Raw genomic sequence first — 22,399 nt, forward strand, 5'->3', positions numbered from 1 at the left:
CTGTCTAAGCGATAGCCAGTTTAACAAGCGATAGTTAATCTAATAAAAAAGACGCTTTAATCAGCGCCTTTATCATTCCCCTGCCGACTGAACACTAAATATGCAGTTCAGTCAGTTTCTCTTTCGGCAGTGCCAACTCTTCGTTGTGATTGATACGCACATCACGGTCAATAATATCTTTAGCAATACTCTGAGCTTCTTCCAGCGAGTGCATATGATAAGTCCCGCACTGATATTCATTCAGCTCAGGGATCTTCCGCTGGTCAGTGACCTTCAGCACGTCCTCCATTGCCGCTTTCCAGGCATCAGCAACCCGCTGTTCATCAGGTGTACCTATCAGACTCATGTAGAAACCCGTGCGACATCCCATTGGCGAGATATCAATAATTTCAACACCATTACCATTGAGGTGGTTCCGCATAAACCCAGCGAATAAGTGTTCTAGCGTATGAATCCCTTTCTCCGGCATCACTTCTTTATTCGGCACACAGAAGCGTAAATCAAAAACCGTTATCTCGTCGCCATGAGGAGTTTTCATCGTCTTAGCGACACGTACTGCCGGTGCTTTCATAATGGTATGGTCTACGGTAAAGCTATCCAATAATGGCATTTAGTTACCTCCTCATAAAAAAGTCATATTTTTCTAATCTTTTTTTGCAACTGATGAAACTTTTACTCATCCTGCGCGTCTTAATCTATGAAAGACGCGCATTTGTTATCATCATCCCTTCTATTAGAGATGTTAATTTGGCCACAGTGATGTGGCCTTTTCTTTTTTATTGGCCACCATGAAGCGCCAAATACTCTTCAAAGCTTAGCTTATCTTTGAGTTCTAGCTCATGTTGCCGTTGCCGTGAAGCATCACGCTCTGCGGATAACTGTTCTTCCGTCAGCAATTCCAGTGGCTCGTTTTGCAGCATTTCCCGATAATGCTCAGCCAATTCAAGCCCAACACCACCGATCCCTTTCTCTTGCATTACCTTTAGAATACGGGCAGAGAACGTCAGGTCAGGATCATCAAACGATGCGACAAGTTCATCACAAACCTGCTGATACGCCGTGCTATCGCTACCATCCAGAACCTCTGCAACCCGACGTAAATCAGCAAACAGTGCCTTACCAACCTTCTCCAGCGGTTGACGGGAATCACTACATCCCATCCCAATGGTCTGCCCCGGTTTACGCCCTTCTAAAATGACCCGATTCCAGTTTTTACGCGTACACAGCAGTTCATCACTGCTCATCTCTGGTGCATCAGCTAGCACACACCAAATCAGGAACAAATCGAGGAAACGCGCTTGCACCGCATCAACACCAATAGGTGAGAATGGGTTAATGTCCAGCGAACGCACTTCTATATATTCAATACCGCCACGAAGTAAAGCGTCTGACGGTGATTCTCCAGCGTGGGTAACCCGTTTAGGCCGAATAGGGGCATATAACTCATTCTCTATCTGCAACACATTAGTATTCAGTTGCAGATGGCGATCGCCGTCTTTCAGACCTAAAGTCGCGTACTCCTCTGATGGTGTTTGAATCGCACGTTTCAGACCGTCGACGTAGGTATGTAGGTCATTAAATGTGATACCTAAATTACTTTGCGATTTATTGGTATAGCCTAAATCACTCAGCCGCAATGACGTAGCATAGGGTAAATAACACATTCCCTTACCATTGCGCTCAAACGGTAACGCCGTCTCACGCCCCTGCAGGAACGATGAGCAAATAGCCGGTGAGGCACCAAACAGATAAGGAATAACCCAGCCAAAACGGTAATAGTTCCGGATCAGACGGAAATAACCTGCAGAAATCTCCTCCTTACCACTTTGCTCATCGGTGACACCTGCCCATGCCTGCCAAAACTCCAGTGGCAAAGAAAAGTTATAATGCACACCTGAAATCGTTTGCATCAGCGCACCGTAACGGTTTTTTAACCCTTCACGGTAAAGTGTTTTAAAGCGGCCAATATTAGACGAACCATATTTAGCGAGCTCGATATCCTGTTCAGACTCAATAAAACAAGGCATGCTCAGCGGCCACATGCGCTCATCACCCAACTTACGTGCAGTATAACGATGAATATCACGTAAAAAAGTCAACAGATGATCAATGTCACCATCGACAGGAGTAATAAACTCAAGTAGTGCCTCAGCGAAATCGGTAGTGATCCATTGATGTGTCAAAGCGGCACCCAGTGATTCTGGATGGCCCGTCGAGGCTAAATGGCCATCGGCAGTCACTCTCAATGTTTCCCGCTCGATACCGCGACGGATCCCTTTTAGGGCTTTAGGATGCGCTTCCAACCAAGTCAACGCGTGTGATACATCCGGGATCAAATCGACCTCCCGCTCTTGAAAACCATAACTCATCAGCATACTGAAACTGCATAGATGTGACTACGTAAGTTTGTCACATCTTTTATTGCCACCAAGCGATCCCTTGCAGCGTAATCATCGTTAACACAATGTAACGCAATGCTTTTCCCAAAAATAAGAAAAAAGCCACAAAACCCCAAGGCATACGCAACCAGCCTGCCAACACGCACATCAAATCGCCTACTATCGGTAACCAGCTTAATAACAGAGCCGCCGGACCAAAGCGTTGGAGCCAGCCAAGTGCCACCCCCATACCACGCTGTGGCTTTAATTCCGGTAATAAACGACCTATAACAACATTGGTTAATCCCCCTAAGGTGTTTCCGACAGTAGCAGATAACACCAGTATCGCTACGGGTGCACTATCCGCAGTTAATAGGGTGACCAACAGAATTTCAGAATTGCCGGGTAAGAGCGTTGCACTGAGAAAACTACTCCCGAACAATGAAGCAATAGCAAGAGTACTACTCACAGCAAACGCACATCGACTATTGCCATATTCGCTCGTTTTGCCGCTTCTATACCAAAATCAGCATCTTCAAAGACAACACACTTATCCGGTCGGACACCGAGTAGTTCTGCACAGCGTAAAAATGTCTCGGGTTCTGGCTTATGTTTTGTCACATCATCAGCCCCTACGATGACATCAAAATAATTACGTAAGCCAAGATGGCGTAAAAGCATCTCTGCCATGCTGTGTTCGCTTCCCGTACCAACAGCCATAGGTAGCCGACCATAATAGGATTTAACCACGTCTATAAGCGGTAGAGGCTTCACGTTATCTAATAGCATCGTATTCACCAACGAGGTTTTCTGTGCAGCTAAGAAATGTGGATCCAGATCTGATTGGTGATGAGCAATTATCACACCAGCAATTTTCCAGGTAGGAGCGCCATTTAAAGCGACCATAGCTTGCTCATCAAAGTGCATGCCATAAGGTGCAAGCACCTGCCGCCATGCCTGACGATGGGTAGACTCTGTATCTAAGAGGGTGCCATCCATATCAAAAATCAGACCTTCATAAAGATCGTACATCGTTAGCCCCCCCCATGAATAAAATGAAAAGCTACTTTATCGCAAACTAACTAAATTGTCGCTCACTGTATAATTAATTGAATTTTATATAGAAAACAGACTTATCACTTAATTAAATTGCTATTAGATGGCGTAAAAACAGCTTAGTAAGCGAGTAAAAAATAGGATAAGAGAATTCAGATGTGTAGCGTAGGGTGAATTTATGACTGCCAAAAGCAGAAAACCCCGCCGCAGCGAGGTTTCTTAATATGGTGCACCCAGGAAGATGACTCGGCTTACGCCTCGCCCTGCGGGCCGTTGCTAAAGCAACGTTGTCTCGCTACGCTCGGCTCGAACTTCCGACCACTCGGTTCTGATGCTCGTTTTGATAATTTACGGGAGCCAAAAGCAGAAAACCCCGCTATAGCGAGGTTTCTTAATATGGTGCACCCAGGAAGATTCGAACTTCCGACCGCTCGGTTCGTAGCCGAGTACTCTATCCAGCTGAGCTATGGGTGCAATAATTCTTTGACACTACCTGATGTTCATTTATCTATTTCACCATACTGCAAAATATGGTGCACCCAGGAAGATTCGAACTTCCGACCGCTCGGTTCGTAGCCGAGTACTCTATCCAGCTGAGCTATGGGTGCATAGTAAATGGCGGTGAGGGAGGGATTCGAACCCTCGATACAGCTTTTGACCGTATACTCCCTTAGCAGGGGAGCGCCTTCAGCCTCTCGGCCACCTCACCATACGCTTCTTGCGAATTGTACCTAACTTGCTTTTGAAGAAGCTCATCGGCACTGCGTGGCGCACATATTACTTTCCCGCACTTATAAGTCAAACAATTTTTCCCAACTCGCGTTTATTTGCACACTTCACACACAACATGACCAGTTTGAAACCAAAAAGAGTGTTTTATCAACAGACAAGATAGCGATTATTGGGATATAGCCAAATACAGAGAAAATTGAATTTATCCGAGCAATAGTAACCGGACAGGCGGAGTATAGAGAAATAGCCAAAAGAAAAGAGAATTAAGGGAAACAAAACAGAGAGTGGGAACAATAAACAGCAGTAGCGCCTCGTGTAACACGAGACGCTGCTTCAAAATCAGTAAGTCGTCGGTTGAGACTTTTCTGCTTGGATGCGCTGGTAGATTTCTTCACGGTGAACAGAAACCTCTTTCGGAGCATTTACACCAATTCGAACCTGGTTGCCTTTAACCCCTAATACAGTAACCGTAACCTCATCGCCAATCATGAGTGTTTCACCAACTCGACGAGTCAGAATAAGCATTCTTTGCTCCTTGAAAAATTAAAAGAGTCGGGTCTCTCTGTTTCCCCGCCATTATCCATCATACACCGTGAAAACGTAAGCCATTACATTCATATAAAATGTAAGTAGCTTGGTCGAGTCCCTAACTAATACAAGTTTAGCTGAAGCAAACAACTTTGCGTTTAACTTTGTGATTGAACTATGACAGGAAAATTAAAAAACGCCATACCTAGTACCGAGATATGGCGTGTTGATTTAATAGATGATTACTTACATCCGGGATGCTACCCATGCTTCTACGCTGGCTAATGCCTCTGGCAAAGCCTGCACATCAGTCCCCCCCGCCTGAGCCATATCAGGACGACCACCGCCTTTACCGCCCACCTGCTGAGCAATGTCCGCGATTAATTCACCCGCTTTTACTTTACCTGTCAGGTCCTTGGTCACCCCAACAATCAAACTTACCTTATCATCAGTTGTGGTGGCCAATACGATAATGGCAGAACCCAGTTGATTTTTAAGGTCATCGACCATTGTCCGTAGCATTTTTGGTTCAACGTTATCCAACTGACTGACCAAAAGCTTCACACCATTGATCAGTTTCGCACTTGAGGACAACGAAGCACTTTCTTGAGCCGCCTGTTGATCTTTCAACTGTTGCAACTCGCGCTCAAGCATTTTGCTGCGGTCCAATACCGCCCGGACTTTATCTGCCAGATTATGAATATCACCTTTCACCAGATGAGCGACGTCCTGTAACAGGTCACTTTGCTGATGCAATAAAGCAATCGCGCCCTCGCCAGTGACGGCTTCAATGCGACGAATACCAGCAGCCGTGCCAGATTCTGTCAGTATACGGAATAACCCTATATCCCCCGTACGGCTGGCATGAGTTCCCCCACACAACTCTGTCGAGAAGTCACCCATGGTCAGAACACGTACTTGGTCATCATATTTCTCGCCGAACAGTGCCATCGCACCTTTTTCTTTCGCCGCATCCAGTTCCATCACTTCGGTCTGAACCGGCATGTTACGGCGGATTTGTTCATTGACCAGATCTTCTACCAACCGGATTTGTTCCGGCTTCATTGCTTCAAAATGGGAGAAGTCAAAGCGCAGATATTTGTCATTAACCAGTGACCCCTTCTGGGCCACATGCTCGCCTAAGACGTTACGCAACGCAGCATGCAATAAGTGGGTCGCGGAGTGATTCAGACGAATGCGGTTACGACGCACAACATCAACCAATGCTTCGACGCTGTGGTTAACCCGTAACGTACCGGTAGTCAATATTCCTACATGCCCGATAGCCTGACCATATTTCTGAGTATCAGTAACGCTAAAGGTTGCAGTCGCATTTTTCAGCTCCCCTTTATCGCCAACCTGCCCGCCTGATTCACCGTAGAATGGTGTCCGATTCAGTACGACAACGGCTTCTTCACCCGCGTGAATCTCATCAACAGCCTCGCCATTACGGAATAGAGCGGTAACCGTCGCGTGTTGTTGCACATGGTCATAACCAGAAAATTGGCTTGCGCTATCAACACGGATCAGGCTGTTATAATCTGCGCCAAAACCACTGGATTCACGGGCCCGACGACGCTGAGCCTCCATTGCTTGCTCAAAACCAGCTTCATCGACTTTCAGGTTACGTTCGCGACAAACATCTGCCGTTAGATCAACAGGGAAGCCGTAGGTATCGTACAAGCGGAAAGCCGTTTCTCCATCAAGGGTATCGCCGGTAAGCTTGCTGAGCTCATCATCAAGCAGCGCCAGACCACGCTCTAACGTCCTGGCGAACTGTTCTTCTTCCGTCTTTAATACTTGTTCTACCATCGCTTGCTGTTGCTTTAACTCAGCAGCAGCAGGCCCCATAACCGCGATCAAGGGAGCAACCAGTTTGTAGAAGAAAGTCTCTTTTGCACCCAGCATATTCCCGTGGCGAATTGCACGGCGAATAATACGGCGTAAGACATAGCCACGGTTTTCATTCGATGGGATCACACCATCTGAAATCAAGAAAGCGCAAGAGCGAATGTGATCAGCAATAACCCGCAACGATTTGCTGGACAGATCCGTCGCTCCCGTGACATCTGCGACTGCAGTAATCAAATCGCGGAACAGGTCAATCTCATAATTAGAATTAACATGCTGTAATACCGCAGCAATACGCTCCAGCCCCATGCCAGTATCAACCGATGGCTTAGGCAATGGCAGCATCGTGCCGTCAGACTGACGGTTAAACTGCATAAAGACGATATTCCAGATCTCGATATAGCGATCGCCATCTTCTTCTGCAGATCCTGGCGGGCCCCCCCATATATGATCACCATGGTCAAAGAAAATCTCTGAACATGGGCCACAAGGGCCGGTGTCACCCATTTGCCAGAAGTTATCTGAGGCAAAGGCACCACCTTTGTTATCACCGATACGGATGATACGCTCATGAGGAACACCGACTTCATTAGCCCAGATGTTATAGGCTTCGTCATCGGTCTCGTATACCGTTACCCAAAGTTTTTCTTTTGGTAAATTAAACCACTGTTCACTGGTCAGTAACTCCCAAGCGAAGTTGATAGCATCATGCTTGAAGTAATCGCCGAAGCTGAAGTTACCCAACATTTCGAAGAAAGTATGATGACGTGCGGTATAACCTACGTTTTCCAGGTCGTTATGCTTACCACCCGCTCGCACGCAGCGCTGAGAGGTCGTCGCACGGGAATAGGCCCGTTTATCCAAACCTAAGAAAACGTCCTTAAACTGGTTCATCCCGGCATTGGTAAACAACAGCGTAGGGTCATTATTAGGGACCAAAGAGCTGCTTGATACAACCTGGTGTCCCTTGCTATGGAAGAAATCGAGAAACGCTTGACGGATCTCAGCGGTGCTCTTGCTCATAATTGTCCTGAAATCAAGCTAAAAGGATGGCCCGTGAGCAAATCGTGTACAGATTCGCGACAACGCAATGGATAAGCTCACGAACAAAAGTTGGAATAAGATAAATTTTCTTCAGAAGGAAGTAAAATCCCACGTGCATTCATTCGACAGAATCAGTGTAAATCGACTGAATTTCTTCTTGGAAGAAGCCACGATAGAGGAGATAACGCTGAACTTTAGCCTTTTCTTTCCATTCAACAGGTAAAGTTTCACTAAATTTACGCTGGGCGACCTCTTTTGCCAGTTGGCACCAGTCGATTTCACTGTTCTCAAAAGCAGCCAGAATTCGTTCTTTATCGACACCTTTTTGCATCAGTTCTGAACGGATACGCTGTACGCCATATCCTTTACGGCTACGACTCTTAATATAACTGACGGCAAAACGGGAATCATCCAACCAATTGTGTTGATAACAATAGTCAATAACCTGCTCGATAACCTGAGGATCACTCTCTTCAATTGCATTACTTTCAACTAGCTTATTTTCGACTAGATTGCTTTCAACTAGATTGCTTTCAACTACATCACTGCTTTTACCACCTGAACCCTTTCCCCAATTCCCTTTTGCCGAAAATGGCGGTACCGCAAGCTTGCGACGCAGTTCAGATTCACTATGGTCACGCTGGGAGAGTAGTCTCATTGCGCGACTTAACTGGTCATTCATATACCCTTCTTACTTGCCGCTACAGCGGTGTTAGCTGCGCTCATTACTAGGCCACTGCAAGCAGCGTTCAAATCACTTACTGATGTTATTTACTCAAACAAACAGACCGCCACAAGTGACGGTCTGTTTGTTTACTCTAACTTGTTAAACTTGCGAACTAAAACTCTTCGTTGGTTTCATCTGCACCATCGGCGAATTCTACTGCCGCCGCAGCAACAGGTTGCTCACCATTGCCGCCATTGAGTAGCATTTCACGCAGTTTTTTATCTAACTCAGCAGCAATGGCTGGATTTTCTTTTAAATAGTTGCTGGCATTGGCTTTACCCTGACCAATTTTGTCACCGTTGTAGCTATACCATGCACCAGCTTTCTCGATCAGTTTATGTTTAACACCCAAATCAACGAGTTCGCCATTGATATTGATGCCTTCGCCATAAAGGATCTGGAATTCAGCTTGTTTGAATGGCGCAGCAATCTTGTTTTTAACGACTTTAACGCGGGTTTCACTTCCCACGACCACATCACCCTCTTTTACTGCACCAATACGGCGGATATCCAGACGTACAGAGGCATAAAATTTAAGAGCGTTACCGCCGGTAGTGGTTTCTGGGTTACCAAACATCACGCCAATTTTCATGCGGATTTGGTTGATAAAAATCAGTAAGGTATTCGCATTCTTCAGGTTACCCGCCAGCTTACGCATAGCCTGACTCATCATACGCGCCGCAAGGCCCATGTGAGAGTCGCCAATTTCACCTTCAATTTCAGCTTTTGGTGTCAATGCCGCTACGGAGTCAACGATAATAACGTCAACCGCGCCAGAGCGAGTCAGCGCATCACAGATTTCCAGTGCCTGCTCGCCAGTATCGGGCTGAGAACACAGCAGGTTATCAATATCTACGCCCAATTTCTTGGCATAGATTGGGTCAAGGGCATGTTCGGCATCGATAAATGCACAAGTTTTGCCTTCACGCTGTGCGGAGGCGATAACCTGTAATGTCAGAGTCGTCTTACCTGATGACTCTGGGCCATAAATCTCAACGATACGCCCCATTGGCAAGCCACCAGCCCCCAGTGCAATATCAAGGGAAAGGGAACCGGTAGAGATGGTTTCAACATCCATTGAGCGGTCTTCGCCAAGGCGCATAATAGAGCCTTTACCGAATTGTTTTTCAATTTGGCCGAGTGCTGCTGCTAACGCCTTTTGTTTATTCTCATCAATAGCCATTTTTATTCCCTCTCTGGTATGCCAGGGTTGCCCCTACCATCGCCACTGAATGTTATTTTGTACAAGAAATTACAGCTAATTATACTGTACAATCATACAGTATCAAGCCTATTTTTACAGAAAGTCATCGATTAGTGTTTGTAGTGCGAAAACAGCTGCTTGCAACCGTACTGAGTCACGATCACCGTAAAAATGTTGTTTTTTTGCACTAATTGGCCCTTCGCGTGAGATAAAGCCAAACCAGACAGTGCCTACCGGTTTATCTGTACTGCCACCATCAGGCCCCGCAATCCCACTGATGGAAACAGCAAAGTCTGCATTGGCTTGTTTCAATGCCCCCATTGCCATTTCACGTACCACGGCTTCACTCACCGCACCATAACGCGCCAAGGTCGTTTCAGATACACCCAGTAAATCATGCTTTGCCGTATTGCTGTAGGTGACAAAACCGCGGTCAAAATAAGCAGAGCTGCCAGCAATATCCGTCAGGGCTTTGGCTACCCACCCCCCGGTACAGGATTCTGCACAGGTCACCCATGCCCCGTGTTCTTTTAACTTATGCCCAACCGCAATACTGAGTTGACGTAGTTGTCCTTCGCTCATTGTTGCCCCCCATTCTAAATAAATTTCTTGCTGCCGATAGTAGCACTTCTTTAGCTTGCGATAGCAACCACACTCAGTTATGCGAAACACCTCGCAGCATGTAATGAAAATAAGTACTTTCCCGTACAAAGCTTTACCTGTGGGGCTTAGCTGTTAGTATCAAAAGAGCCGAGCGAATAGCGGTGAGAGGGGAGAAAACCCTTTGTAGAAGGGACTAAAAATTCATGATCGCCTTTCTTATCAACAAAATAAGAGGCGACAGTGACATCTGCGGTGCCAGTAATTTATCCGCGATGAGAAACTAAGGACAATAGCGTGAAAAAAACTCTTAATACCTTCTTCCCACTTTATAGCGCAACGGTATTGATGCTATTAGGTTCAGGTTTATTGACCACCTATATTTCGCTACGTTTAACCGCGTTCAACGTTTCAGCACTATTAATCGGAGCTATCATTGCCGCTAATTACATCGGTCTGGTTATCGGTGGCAAAGTCGGTCATTTCCTGATCGCCAGAGTCGGCCATATTCGCGCTTATGTCGCCTGTGCCGGTATTATTACCGCTGCCGTATTAAGTCATGGGCTTACTGAATATATCCCCATATGGGTGGTTCTGCGCTTGATTATTGGCCTCTGCATGATGTGCCAGTTTATGGTGCTGGAAAGCTGGCTTAATGATCAGGCGGCATCGAATCAGCGTGGCGCAGTATTTGGTTTTTATATGGCGGCCACCTATGCGGGGCTAGCCTTGGGCCAGGTGGTGCTTATGTTTCAGCCTGCGCTGGGGCTGATTACCTTAATGATTATTGCCCTCTTTTTTGCGCTCTGTTTGGTACCTGTTGCACTGACAACACGCAGTAATGCTCAGCAAATGTCCCCGGCACCGATGGAGCTGAAATTTTTTGTCAGTTCGATCCCCAAAATACTGGCGTCAACATTGGTTATCGGCATGATTGTTGGCTCGTTTTATGGTTTGGCTCCGGTTTATAGCAGCTTACAATCCCTCTCAACACAGGAGACGGGCTTGTTTATGGCATTATCTATCTTTGCCGGCCTTGTGGCCCAATTTCCACTCAGTTGGTTATCAGACCGCTATAACCGGACGCAATTGATCCGAATTAACGCACTCTTACTGGCATTAACTGCATTACCGCTGGCACTGATACCCAATATTTCTTTCCGATTCCTACTCTGTTTGGGCTTTGTCGTCAGTCTGTTGCAGTTCACGCTTTATCCGCTGGTCGTCGCACTCGCCAATGACCTGATTGAACCAGAAAGGCGGGTCTCACTCGCGGCGTGTTTATTAATGTCATTTGGTGTCGGTGCCAGTATTGGGCCTCTCGTCGTAGGCGCACTGATTGCACCATTGGGAGGGAATATCCTATATGCATTCTTTTCTCTCTGCGGCTTAGGCCTGATAGCGCTAAGCAGAACCGTAAAACAGGACCAAGACGAATTTGTTAATGATGCGCCAGTACCTCACATGACGATCCCCGATTGCCTGGTCAGTTCGCCGCTATCATCTGCATTGAACCCCTGCTTTGACGAGCAGATGATCCACGACGTTATGCCACCACCAGAGCAACCCGCAACCATTAGCACCCCGGAGGGCAACATACCTGACGCCGACACAACTTCATCACCTCACTCACAATGATGTGGTTTACATTTAATTACACACCAGGGTTGCGTCGCAAAATAATATGATACCTATCAAAGTAAGCGTCGTTCTTCCTCAGTACATTACTGGTAACCTTGATTCAGCGGGGTCATCACTCAGCACCACTGCCAATAATATGCGGTTGGGCTACAGGCAAATCGAGTACTGCTTGTTATTTATTCAGCATTGAATAAAAATACCAGCATGAGGTCTTCAGCGGGATGGAACCATGTCAAGACAAGATGAACAACGGTTACTGGTAAAGATTGCCACGTTGTATTACACCGAAGGTATGAAGCAATCCGAGATTGCTGATAGTCTGCATTTATCTCAATCCTTCGTGTCTCGTGCGATAACTCGTTGTGTCAAAGAAGGTGTGGTTAAAATCAGTGTGATTCAACCCGCTAATATGTTTATTGGTATCGAATCACGTATTCAAAAACACTATGGTATAGATCAGGCTATTGTGGTGGATATTACCGATGACGCCAGCCCCGCACAGATAAAACAGGCTATTGGCTCAGCTGCCGCCCATTATATGCAAACCAGTATTCGTCCAAACGATATGGTGGGTATTTCTTCATGGAGCAGCACCATCCGGGCAATGGTCGATAACCTTCATCCCCTCAATATCAAAACCAGCGGCGTGATTCAATTGCTTGGAGGTGTTGGCCCTAATGGCAACGTGCAGGCCACATTGTTGACTCAATCATTGGCAAATATTTTAAATTGCCCTGCCTATCTCCTGCCCGCACAAAGCATTGAACGTTCTACTGAGGATCGTGCCCGCCTGATATCCAGTGGTGAAGTGGCCGATGTCGTGAATAAATTTGCCGAAGTTGATCTGGCATTAGTGGGGGTCGGTGTTCTGGAACCCTCCCAATTACTGAAAAATTCCGGTAACTATTATCATGAAGAGATGCTGAAATTACTGGCCGAACGCGGGGCTGTGGGGGATTTGTGTTTACATTATTTTGATGCGGCGGGTAACGCGGTACTCAGCGATGAGGAAGACCCGGTCATTGGAATGTCATTACCACAATTGCGGGCGTGTCCACGGGTCGTAGCACTGGCAGGGGGGATAGAGAAAAGTGCTGCTATTCGGGGCGCACTGACCGGTAACTACATTGATGTGCTGATTACCGACCGATTGACCGCAGAAACATTACTCTAGCCCCCTGCCAACATATTAGTTAACAGCCCCAGCCATGGGGCGGACACTTTACTTTTCTGCCTATCCTCACCGTTCAAGATCGAATCATCGAGGTTTGTCAGCAGTCTGGCTTTGTATCGTGATCCAGGTGCCATTAGCCTCGTTATTTTAGGGTATAGACAACTAGCGTGTTACGCCGCGGATTATCTAATTGCCCCATCACAGGCTGTGGGCCTCAGTTTCACGGCCTCCCATGCCAGTAGCAATCAACGCCCAGATATTTACTGAATGCTTCTTGCAGGACCTGAGCAGTAGCTGAATGGTTCATCGCCACATGGTGTTCAAAACCGTTGTTGCAAATATGCGTGAGCAAACTTTCCAACTGTGGTACTTCCACCACTGCGCGGCAGCCCACTGTATTCAACTCATCACTGACAGAGCGCCCTTCGCCGACATAAGCCCGGACCTGCCCCGTGAAATCGTCAGAAGATAGGCGGAAATAGGTCAATGGCCCAGACTTCATCCGGCCATGAACTGCGCCACAGGTATTCTCACACCCCACAGTTGTCCCGATAATATCAGCGGTACCCATGGTTGAACTCTCCAAACTTTCACTGGCAAAGTTGCCACAATGGAACAACACACATTTATCTCGTTCAGCACCAAAGTTATTATTCCAGTCGGCTATGGATGCCGGTGCCAGCGAGCAACTGGCCAACGCATACATCGATAATGCACCCATCACATCCACTTCACAGGCACTTGGCATCAATTGCCCCGACATCACGCTCATAATGGAACAGACGTTGATCCCCAAGTTCTGCTGTAATGACGTCCAACATTGCATTGCCGTAGTATCAATGTCATTGGCAATAATCCATTCACTGATCACCACAAACAACTTCGCCATTTTATGCAGTTTGTCTTGTGGAATGGCGCTGGTATCACCATTGGCTTTCAGTAATGCCAGTTTTTCGCCGACACGGATATCGTTATCACTGAGGTTAGCCACCCGGAAAAACACCTCGGATAAATCGAGGGTTTCTACCGTAATCCCCAAATTCTCCAATAGCTTCTCGCTATAGCGTACGGTATTAAAGTTAGTTGGCCGGGCACCAATAGCCCCAACCCGCACCCGCTTCATGGCATGTACGACACGGCACAATTGCACAAACTGCTCGACATCACGGCTGAATATCTCACTGTTCAAGCTACAGACATGCTGTTTGGTCAATGTGAAAGGAATGCCATATTGGCGCAGGTTATTACACAGTGAAATCTTGCCGCAGAAGCTGTCACGACGGGTTGCCAGCCCCATTTTATCCAGCGAATCTTCCTCTGCCTGTACCAGAACCGGCACTTTCAGTCCAGATAAACGAATAGCATCAGAGACACTTTTTTCATCGCCAAAATTAGGCAGAATAACGACTACACCATGGATCTCTTCACTGTGTTTACGGAATAATTCAGCGCACACCTTGGCATCACGCCAGTTTTCCACACCACCTAGTGGCGTTTGCTCTTCATTAAGCATAATGATGTTAATCCCCAGCCGGTCAAAGAGCGCCTGAGCATCCCGGCGCGCGTCGCTCACCAGATAGCTTGGGAAGAACCCCCGATTGCCGATAATCACCGCAAAAGTTAACTTGCGAGGTATTGCTGACATATGCTTACTCCTAGTGTGGGTTATTTCGGCTGAAAACGCGCACGCGCGATGGCCGTTTGCCAGAGGCTATAGTTATCTTGCATCTCCGCACTTTGAATGCGCGGTTCGATGTATTCCACTTCACGGGGGAGCGTAGCCAGTTGCTGGCTATCCTGCCACCAGCCAAGGGTTTTCCCTCCCAAATAAGCGGCACCCAGCGCTGACACTTCTGCGGTGTGATTACGTATCAGTGTGCGCTGTAATAAATCGGCCTGAAATTGCATCAGCCAGCGATTACTGGTCGCGCCACCATCAACTCGCAGCCGTTCAAGGCGATGATGGGCCGCGTTCTCCATCGCAAAAAAGACATCGGCTATTTGATAGGCGACCGATTCAAGCGCTGCCCGCGCCAGTACTGCCGGTGTCGTGGCATCCGTCAGGCCACAGAACAAACCACGTGCCTGACTGTCCCAATAAGGCGCACCCAGTCCTGATAATGCCGGTACAAAATAGACGCCTTGATTGCCTGATTGGCTTTGTGCCATATCAGTCAGACGTGACAAGTCACTGATACCTAACATGCGCGAGACCCATGCCACACCCGAGCCGGTATGAGTGATGTTACCTTCAAGGGCATAGCGTAATTCGCCGTCATGCCAGGCAATGGTGGTGCTTAAGCCGTAGCTTTGTGCACTGGCCTGTTTTAGGGTCGTCATTAGAGATGAACCGGTGCCATAAGTGGCTTTGATTTCACCGGCCTGGTCGCCGCCTTGTCCGTACAGCGCGGCGTGCGAATCACCAATTTGTGCCACGATAGGCACGCCCTGCGCCAAGCCGATAATACCGGTGCACGCGGTGTGTCCGTGGATGGATGCCGAGGGTAAGACGGCTGGCAGGCAAAGACTTGGGATACCAAACAGCGCCAGCAAATCGGGGTCCCATTGGCCTAAATGGATATTAAACAGCTGGGTTCGGGCCGCATTAGAGAAGTCAGTCGAGAAACTTTGCCCTTCGCTAAACTGCCAGGTCAGCCAGCAATCAAGAGTGCCAACACACAGCTCACCGTGAGCGGCACGTTCAGCGCCATGGGGGATCTGCGCCAACATGCCGTGAATTTTGGCCGCAGGAAACAGGGGATCAATCTGCAATCCAGTCCGTTCCGCAATCATCGCCGCAGCCGGTAATTGGCGCAAAGCCAGACAGAAAGCCTCTGAACGACGGCACTGCCAGCTTACGACTGGCGTGAGCGGCGTGCCGGTTTCCCGTTCCCAAATCAGTACCGATTCACGCTGATTACTGATGGCAATCCCCGCCACCTGTGCGCCCGCCAATTGATTTAGGCACCCCTCAACCGCCTGAGAAACCGCCAGCCAAATCGCCAGCGGATCCTGTTCTGCCCAGCCGGGCTGAGGATGCTCCAGTTGTAATGGTACCGATGCTTTTGCCAGAATCCGCCCGGCGCGATCTACCGCAATGGCCTTGGCGTTGGTTGTCCCTTCATCAATAGCCAGAATGATTGGCGTTGACATTGTTATTCCCCTCGGCAAAACCGCAGAGCACGGGCCACAATGCCTGCCGCATCAAAACCATGATAGGCTCGCATCTCAGCCCGATCAGCGGCAATCGCATAACCGCCGTCAGGAATACCCAGTCTCACTAATGGAGTACCACTCCCCGCCTCAGCCAACACTTCTGCTACCAGGCTACCCACGCCGCCATTAATATTGTGCTCTTCTATGGTAATCACCCGCTGACTCTGTTGGAGGATGGCGAACAGTTGCTGAGTATCACACGGGCGGATAGAGGAAACGTTGACCACCGCAGCAGAAATATTGTTGTCTGCCAGTATGGCTGCCGCGCTGACCGCTTCATGTACTGTAGATCCCATCGCGACCAGAGCAATATCCCGTCCCTCTTGCAAGACATTAATTTGACCGGGAGCAAATCGATAATGCTCATCATGCAGTGGCGGTAACGCTTTGCCATCCAACCGAATATATACCGGTCCCTGATGGGCCAACGCATACTCAATGATCTGACGGCACTCCTGTGGATCAGCAGGGGCGTAGATTTCGATATTACCGAAGCCACGTAGGATGGCGATGTCATCGATACAGTGATGCGTACTGGCCAGTGGCCCGTAGCTGGCACCGGAGTTCAAACCAAACAGTTTTACATTGCTGTTGTTGTAACAAACATCAATTTTCAACTGCTCGTTAGCACGCGAAATCAGAAACGGTGCGGCATTACAGGTCACCGCAATTTTTCCCCCCATGGATAGACCGACCGCCATGCCTACCATCGCTTGTTCGGCAATCCCAACGTTGACCACTCGATCAGGGAAGCGCGTGATAAACGGCCCGATTTTTGCCGTTGAAGTAGAGTCAGCAACCACGGGGACCAAATCAACCCCGTTATCGACCGCCTTGATAAACTGCTCGACCATCACTGAGGCCAAATGTTCTGCATTACTCATCGTTTAATTCCTCCAGCGCCAGATCAATTTCAGCACCTTTCGGCACCCGGTGGTGCCACTCCACACGCCCTTGAATAAACGAGATCCCCGCACCTTTTTCGGTGTTGGCGATCACCACATTGGGTTTACCGTTTTGTTGTAATGTCTCCAATGTTTCCACCACCGATTGCATATCATTCCCACGGCATTCAGTGACTTGCAGACCAAATGCCCGCCATTTATCTGCCAGTGGATCGGTGTTCATAATTGATTTAGTGGTCCCTGCCAATTGGAGTTTATTTTTGTCGTTGATGATCACCAAATTGTCTAATTGATAGTGAGCAGCTACTAACGCGGCTTCCCAGTTACTGCCTTCGGCCAATTCACCATCGCCTGTCAGGACAAAGACCCGACGTTTGCTGTTAGCGCGTTTTGCTGCCAGTGCGATACCGACTGCCACCGGTAAACCGTGCCCTAAAGCCCCGGTATTGAGTTCTATACCCGGTGTCTTATGTTTTACCGGATGGCCTGGCAGATGAGAGTCAGCACGTTGATAAGTCGCCAACCACTCTTCTGGGAAATAGAGGGCTTCGGCCAGACAGCAATAATAGCCGCCAACCGCATGGCCTTTAGATTGCACATAAATATCGCGCTCAGGATCCGTAAGCCTCTCCGGCGCACAATTGAGGATGCGAAAATAGAGTGCCGTCAGAATCTCTACCTGCGAAAGATCAGCACCGGTATGCCCACCTGCGGGGCTGTTCGCATTAAGCAGGACAATACGGCGTCGGATAGCCCGCGCCTTTCTCACCAGCTCATCGATTGACAGTGAATACGGATTCATGATATTACCTCACTTGAATTTTTACTCATTACCGAATATTTATTCTTGATAGGGCTAAAAAATAGCTTTCATCAAGCCTGTCCGGAGATCTCCCTCCGGTATAACGTCTTCAGTGTTTTGTGACTCACCACACTCAAACTGCCCTATGCAGTGGCCTGTTATTCAGTTCATCTCAATTCGAGCCGTTCAGTCCTTTAGCCGTTATTTACGCATGACCTGGCCGTTACTCACTTTTTACCACCTGAGGGACGGCATCAGAGGGCATAGCGGTCACTTTTTGCGACACAATCGCCGCTTTGTGCTGCATCCGGTTTTGCATCTGATCAATAATCACGGCCACGATAATCACGATGCCTTTGATCACCATTTGCCAGAATTCACTGATGCCCATCATCACCAGCCCATCAGCCAAGATGCCGATAACAAAAGCGCCAATCAGCGTACCCAGAATGGTACCCCGCCCCCCAGCCAGTGATGTCCCGCCCAGAACAACCGCGGCGATGGCATTCATTTCGAAGCCACTACCATTGGCCGGGTGGCTGGCAACCAGTTGGGCAGACACGATAATCCCCGCTATCGCAGCACAGAAGCCAGATAGGGTGTAAACCCAGATTTTCACCTGACGCACTTTGACGCCAGAAAGTTCAGCGGCCCGTTCGTTATCCCCAATAGCATAAACATGGCGGCCAAACGGGAGGCGGCGGGCAACATAAGCAATCACCAGCGCCAGAATGAACATGATCCAGATGGCGATCGGCAGACCCAATAGCGTTCCTGATCCCAGCAGGTCAAAACCGGTATTGCCCAGTTGCGGGTTGCCCTGTAGGCCGGGGAAGGTTTCGCCGCCAGAGATCAGCATCGAGGCACCACGCACCACATACATGGTGCCAAGGGTGCAAATAAACGGGGCGACGTTGTAGCGAGTAATGATCCAGCCATTAACCGCACCAATGAGTGCTCCGATAACCAACACCACCGGAACCACGACCCAAACACTGGGAAAGATAGCGATGCCAAACATCGGCAAGACAATGCCTTGGGTGATCATCCAACCGGCAATCATGCCGCACAGGCCCAGCGTCGCGCCGATGGAGAGATCGATACCGGCGGTAATAATGACGAAGGTGATGCCCAGTGCGAGGAAGGCATTAATCGCAATATGCTTCACCATGATGATCAAACTACCCGTGGCTAAGAACCCAGGGACCATGATTGAAAAGAAGCCCAGGATCAGAAACAGGGCAATAAAGGTGCGCATCTTTAACAGAAGCAGCAGCATATTTTCCCGTGACCATGACGCTCCACCGGGCTGGTGACTCGCCAACGCAGTGCCAGTTGTTGCTTTCATCATTCAAACCCTTGTGCGCTTGCTGTAACCAATGCCGATTCACTGGCCGATTGACGGGATAAATTCGCCGTCAGTTTGCCGTTCGACATCACCAGAATGCGGTCGGATACCGCCATAATTTCTTTTAGGTCGGAGGTGGAAAACAGAATGCCGATCCCCTGCTCAGAGAGTTTCACCATCATTTCAAACACATCTGCTTTTGCGCCAACATCAATGCCACGCGTCGGTTCATCCAGCAGCAAAATGTTCGGGCTGGTCAGTAACGAGCGGCCAATGACCACTTTTTGCTGATTGCCCCCGCTGAGTGCCTGAATTTCGACATCGGGTGAAGAAACTTTGATCGACAGATCACCGATAGTCGCCACCACCACCTGCGCTTCACTCTCCTGCCAGATAGCAAAGCGGTGTTTCAGCCGACGCCATAAGCTGGAGATGGTCAAATTACAGGCAACCGATGAGACAGGGAAAATCCCGGCTTTTTTGCGGTCTTCCGGCACCAGGCTCATCCCAAGGCGGATACGCTCTGCGGTGGAGGTTTTGGCATTCATGACCGTGCCATTGAGCCGAACGGTGCCAAGATAGTTTTGTTGCGTGCCCAGTAAACACTCGAACAATTCGGTACGGCCCGCCCCCATCAGGCCATAAATACCGACAATCTCGCCTGCCCGGACGTGCAATGAGACATGATTAACCACGGTATTACCGGATTCATTGATGAAGGTGACATCTTCCACCTCCATCATTGGTTCACCAAAGGTACGCCCCGGACGAAGGAAGCTGGAAACCGGATCGCTACCCAGCATTTCACGAACAATCCACGGCACATCAATGTCTTTTACTGCGGCTTCAGCCTGAAAGCGCCCATCGCGTAAAATAGTGATGTAATCGCCAATCGCCATCAATTCTTCCAATCGGTGGGAAATATAAATGATGGAAACCCCTTGCCGAGTGAGTTCGCGGATCACACGGAACAGGATATCAACCTCCGTTTTACTGAGAGCTGAGGTTGGCTCATCCAAAATCAGGATATCGGCTTGCTCTGCCAGTGCCTTGGCAATTTCAATCAACTGCTGCTGGCCCACTTTCAGGTTTGACACTTTCTCTTGCGGTGAAATGACCTGATCAAGGCGCACCATCAGTTGTTCAGTAACCCGTTCCTGCGCGGCCTGATTAATCGGTTTCAAACCTTGCTGGATTTCGCGGCCAAGAAAAATATTTTCCGCCACATTGAGGTTTTCCGATAAATTCAGTTCCTGATGCACCATGCCGATGCCCAGTGCCGTCGCCTCGCGAGTATTGGCAATGCTGACTCTCTGCCCGTTTAGGTAAATTTGCCCAGAGGTTTGCTGCTGTACCCCGGCCAGAATTTTCATCAGTGTTGATTTGCCAGCTCCGTTTTCGCCAATAATGACGTTAACTTTGCCGCGATAGACGTTGTAACTGACGCTATCGAGTGCCAATGTGCCAGGAAAACGCATCGAAATGTCCTCAGCACGCATGACAATGTCAGGTCTGTGGTTCATCAGTGGCTCTCCTTATTCAAACTCAGTGGCACACCATTGCTCAGGCTGGTTGGCGTCAATGTGACTGCCGCCAGTACCTCAACCTGCTGCCCAATCCAACTGGCATCGGGTTTGGCCACATCCTGCAACGCACGCAGACTTAATGCCTTGGCAAGCTGGGCGTATTGCACCTGGTTTTTAAAATCGTCAAAGCGAATAAAGGTGGAGGCATCGCGAATAGCATTGCCTTTGACAATTGGCCCCAATTGCAAGACCTGTTCATCACCGTCGATAGCCAAACGGATCACCCCTTCCCGCCCTTCGGTTTCTACTGCCACGACCTTGCCGGTAAAGCGGACAAAGCGGCTTTGGCTATTTTTCCCGACCGCAGGCTGGCTTTGCTGTTGTTTCACCTCTTGCCAACTGATGGCGCTGCTATTGGCAAATGGCATGACATTTTTCGCCCAAATAGTGGCCGCCACTTTATCTGGCGTCTGGTTATAGTCACTGACCACCGCGTTCGGATCGACCGGCAGGATCGGTTTGCCGTTTTCATCCAAATCCACGACGGTGCAAGCCACCAGTACAGCACTGATCATCAGCAAAGCGCCTGCTTTCGATATCGTACGGAACCCCATAATGCCTCCTGAAAGGAGGGGCGATATCGCCCCTCATTACGGCTAAAGCGGATGTTTTATCGCACTGGCTTTAGCGAACACGCTTGTAGCGGCTAGTCTTTCAGCGCAAAGACATTCAGGTTCTTAGCGTTGTTTTCATCAATCAATACGCAGTCCATCAGCTGTTTCTCTTCCAGTCCGGTTTTACCGGTTTTCAGATACTGATCGGCCTGGACGACGGCCATCTGCGCTTGCGCCCAACCCGGCTGCAATACGGTGGCTTTGATATTGCCGTTGCTAATGATCGAGTCGCGGACATAGTCACTGCCATCAAATCCCACCACCACCACATCATTGCGGCCCGCCGCTTTTAATGCGGCTTCGGCCCCTAATGCCATCGTGTCGTTACCAGAAATGACCCCAGTGATATCTGGGTTAGCCTGCAAAATGGACTCCATACGGTTGAATGCTTCAGTCTGGCTCCAGTTTGCCGTCTGTTGAGCAACCATTTTCATGTCGCTATGTTCATCGATGACGTCGTGATAGCCTTGCGAACGTACATGAGCGTTGGTGTCAGACTCGCGCCCCAGTAATTCAATATATTTACCTTTGCCCCCCATCAGAGTGACAAACTTCTCAGCGCCCAGCTGTGCACCCTGATAGTTGTTAGAGACAATCTGAGAAACGGCAATCCCGGTTTCATTGATTTCACGGTCAATAAGGAAGGCCGGGATACCAGCGGCTTTGGCTTTTTTCAATGGGCCGATGGTCGCGTCAGAGCCTGCGTTATCCAGAATGATCGCTTTGGCTTTACGGGCGATAGCAGTCTCAATGAGTTGGTTCTGTTTGTTCACATCGTCATCATGCGAAGCAACCAGTGTGGTGTATCCCAGCTCCGTCGCTTTCGCTTTGGCACCTTCAGCCTCTGCTTTAAAGAACGGGTTATCATGGGAGGGGGTGATGATGGCGATCAGACCATTACTGGCCGCACCAGCAACGCCTGCCATTGAGATTAATGCTGCGGTAAGACAGGATTTCAGTAGGGTATTTTTCATTATTTTTCTCCGCATTGAA

General features: G+C 48.8%; 19 protein-coding genes, 3 tRNA genes and 1 other RNA gene. 2 read left to right on the forward strand and 21 right to left on the reverse strand.

The features are described from left to right. Nucleotides 1-94 precede the first annotated feature (94 nt). The 13 genes from luxS to pncC form a co-directional block, all read right to left on the reverse strand. Entirely contained in the window at nucleotides 95-610 is a 516-nt protein-coding gene (luxS, locus tag AC971_RS14965; RefSeq protein ID WP_025382725.1) for an S-ribosylhomocysteine lyase, read from the reverse strand. Nucleotides 611-776: 166 nt separating this feature from the next. Then, nucleotides 777-2,375, reverse strand: coding sequence for a glutamate--cysteine ligase (gene gshA, locus AC971_RS14970; protein WP_025382724.1), 1,599 nt, complete (start codon nucleotides 2,373-2,375; stop codon nucleotides 777-779). 43 nt (nucleotides 2,376-2,418) lie between these two features. Continuing rightward, nucleotides 2,419-2,847, reverse strand: a complete 429-nt coding sequence (locus AC971_RS14975; protein WP_025382723.1) for a YqaA family protein — start codon at nucleotides 2,845-2,847, stop codon at nucleotides 2,419-2,421. After that, nucleotides 2,844-3,410: a fructose-1-phosphate/6-phosphogluconate phosphatase gene (gene yqaB / locus AC971_RS14980; protein WP_025382722.1), complete on the reverse strand. Its 567-nt coding sequence runs from the start codon at nucleotides 3,408-3,410 to the stop codon at nucleotides 2,844-2,846. Before yqaB ends, AC971_RS14975 begins: the two co-directional genes overlap by 4 nt. A 249-nt stretch (nucleotides 3,411-3,659) precedes the next feature. Beyond that, nucleotides 3,660-3,785, reverse strand: a non-coding RNA gene (locus AC971_RS23215) — RtT sRNA. A 46-nt stretch (nucleotides 3,786-3,831) separates the two neighbouring features. Beyond that, nucleotides 3,832-3,908 (reverse strand) — tRNA-Arg (locus tag AC971_RS14985). 57 nt (nucleotides 3,909-3,965) lie between these two features. Further along, nucleotides 3,966-4,042 (reverse strand) — tRNA-Arg (locus tag AC971_RS14990). 8 nt (nucleotides 4,043-4,050) lie between these two features. Continuing rightward, nucleotides 4,051-4,143 (reverse strand) — tRNA-Ser (locus tag AC971_RS14995). A 362-nt stretch (nucleotides 4,144-4,505) separates the two neighbouring features. Beyond that, a complete protein-coding gene (csrA, locus tag AC971_RS15000; RefSeq protein WP_002209449.1) occupies nucleotides 4,506-4,691 on the reverse strand; it encodes a carbon storage regulator CsrA in 186 nt (61 codons plus the stop codon). A gap of 249 nt (nucleotides 4,692-4,940) precedes the next feature. Then, the gene (gene alaS, locus AC971_RS15005; protein ID WP_025382721.1) at nucleotides 4,941-7,568 is read right to left on the reverse strand and encodes an alanine--tRNA ligase; all 2,628 of its coding nucleotides are present in this window, start codon (nucleotides 7,566-7,568) and stop codon (nucleotides 4,941-4,943) included. A 139-nt stretch (nucleotides 7,569-7,707) separates the two neighbouring features. Continuing rightward, nucleotides 7,708-8,271, reverse strand: a complete 564-nt coding sequence (gene recX / locus AC971_RS15010; protein ID WP_025382720.1) for a recombination regulator RecX — start codon at nucleotides 8,269-8,271, stop codon at nucleotides 7,708-7,710. A gap of 157 nt (nucleotides 8,272-8,428) precedes the next feature. After that, the gene (gene recA / locus AC971_RS15015; protein WP_025382719.1) at nucleotides 8,429-9,499 is read right to left on the reverse strand and encodes a recombinase RecA; all 1,071 of its coding nucleotides are present in this window, start codon (nucleotides 9,497-9,499) and stop codon (nucleotides 8,429-8,431) included. 114 nt (nucleotides 9,500-9,613) lie between these two features. Then, a complete protein-coding gene (pncC, locus tag AC971_RS15020; RefSeq protein ID WP_025382718.1) occupies nucleotides 9,614-10,102 on the reverse strand; it encodes a nicotinamide-nucleotide amidase in 489 nt (162 codons plus the stop codon). Between the two features lie 315 nt (nucleotides 10,103-10,417). On the opposite strand from pncC, the gene AC971_RS15025 reads away from it, so the two are divergent. Next, nucleotides 10,418-11,758, forward strand: a complete 1,341-nt coding sequence (locus AC971_RS15025; protein ID WP_025382717.1) for an MFS transporter — start codon at nucleotides 10,418-10,420, stop codon at nucleotides 11,756-11,758. Between the two features lie 232 nt (nucleotides 11,759-11,990). Beyond that, nucleotides 11,991-12,935: a sugar-binding transcriptional regulator gene (locus AC971_RS15030; protein WP_025382716.1), complete on the forward strand. Its 945-nt coding sequence runs from the start codon at nucleotides 11,991-11,993 to the stop codon at nucleotides 12,933-12,935. Between the two features lie 220 nt (nucleotides 12,936-13,155). Here AC971_RS15030 and AC971_RS15035 read toward each other — a convergent pair whose 3' ends face one another. From AC971_RS15035 to AC971_RS15070, 8 genes are all read right to left on the reverse strand, one after another. Beyond that, nucleotides 13,156-14,580, reverse strand: coding sequence for an L-fucose/L-arabinose isomerase family protein (locus AC971_RS15035; RefSeq protein ID WP_025382715.1), 1,425 nt, complete (start codon nucleotides 14,578-14,580; stop codon nucleotides 13,156-13,158). A 20-nt stretch (nucleotides 14,581-14,600) separates the two neighbouring features. Then, entirely contained in the window at nucleotides 14,601-16,088 is a 1,488-nt protein-coding gene (locus tag AC971_RS15040) for an FGGY family carbohydrate kinase (RefSeq protein ID WP_025382714.1), read from the reverse strand. A 2-nt stretch (nucleotides 16,089-16,090) separates the two neighbouring features. Then, on the reverse strand, nucleotides 16,091-17,035 hold the full coding sequence (locus tag AC971_RS15045; protein ID WP_025382713.1) for a transketolase family protein: 945 nt from the start codon (nucleotides 17,033-17,035) through the stop codon (nucleotides 16,091-16,093). Further along, entirely contained in the window at nucleotides 17,028-17,858 is an 831-nt protein-coding gene (locus AC971_RS15050) for a transketolase (protein WP_025382712.1), read from the reverse strand. The genes AC971_RS15045 and AC971_RS15050 overlap by 8 nt, the downstream gene beginning before the upstream one ends. A gap of 223 nt (nucleotides 17,859-18,081) precedes the next feature. Beyond that, nucleotides 18,082-19,206 carry an ABC transporter permease gene (locus AC971_RS15055; protein ID WP_038402137.1) on the reverse strand — a complete coding sequence of 375 codons (1,125 nt, stop codon included), beginning with the start codon at nucleotides 19,204-19,206 and terminating at the stop codon, nucleotides 18,082-18,084. Beyond that, nucleotides 19,206-20,729: a sugar ABC transporter ATP-binding protein gene (locus AC971_RS15060; protein ID WP_025382710.1), complete on the reverse strand. Its 1,524-nt coding sequence runs from the start codon at nucleotides 20,727-20,729 to the stop codon at nucleotides 19,206-19,208. The genes AC971_RS15055 and AC971_RS15060 overlap by 1 nt, the downstream gene beginning before the upstream one ends. Continuing rightward, nucleotides 20,729-21,346, reverse strand: coding sequence for a DUF2291 family protein (locus AC971_RS15065; RefSeq protein WP_025382709.1), 618 nt, complete (start codon nucleotides 21,344-21,346; stop codon nucleotides 20,729-20,731). Before AC971_RS15065 ends, AC971_RS15060 begins: the two co-directional genes overlap by 1 nt. Before the next feature lie 92 nt (nucleotides 21,347-21,438). Then, nucleotides 21,439-22,380, reverse strand: a complete 942-nt coding sequence (locus AC971_RS15070) for a D-ribose ABC transporter substrate-binding protein (RefSeq protein ID WP_025382708.1) — start codon at nucleotides 22,378-22,380, stop codon at nucleotides 21,439-21,441. Nucleotides 22,381-22,399 lie beyond the last annotated feature (19 nt).

Origin of the sequence: Yersinia similis, assembly GCF_001053095.1 — a bacterium.
GTDB classification, from domain to species: domain Bacteria; phylum Pseudomonadota; class Gammaproteobacteria; order Enterobacterales; family Enterobacteriaceae; genus Yersinia; species Yersinia similis.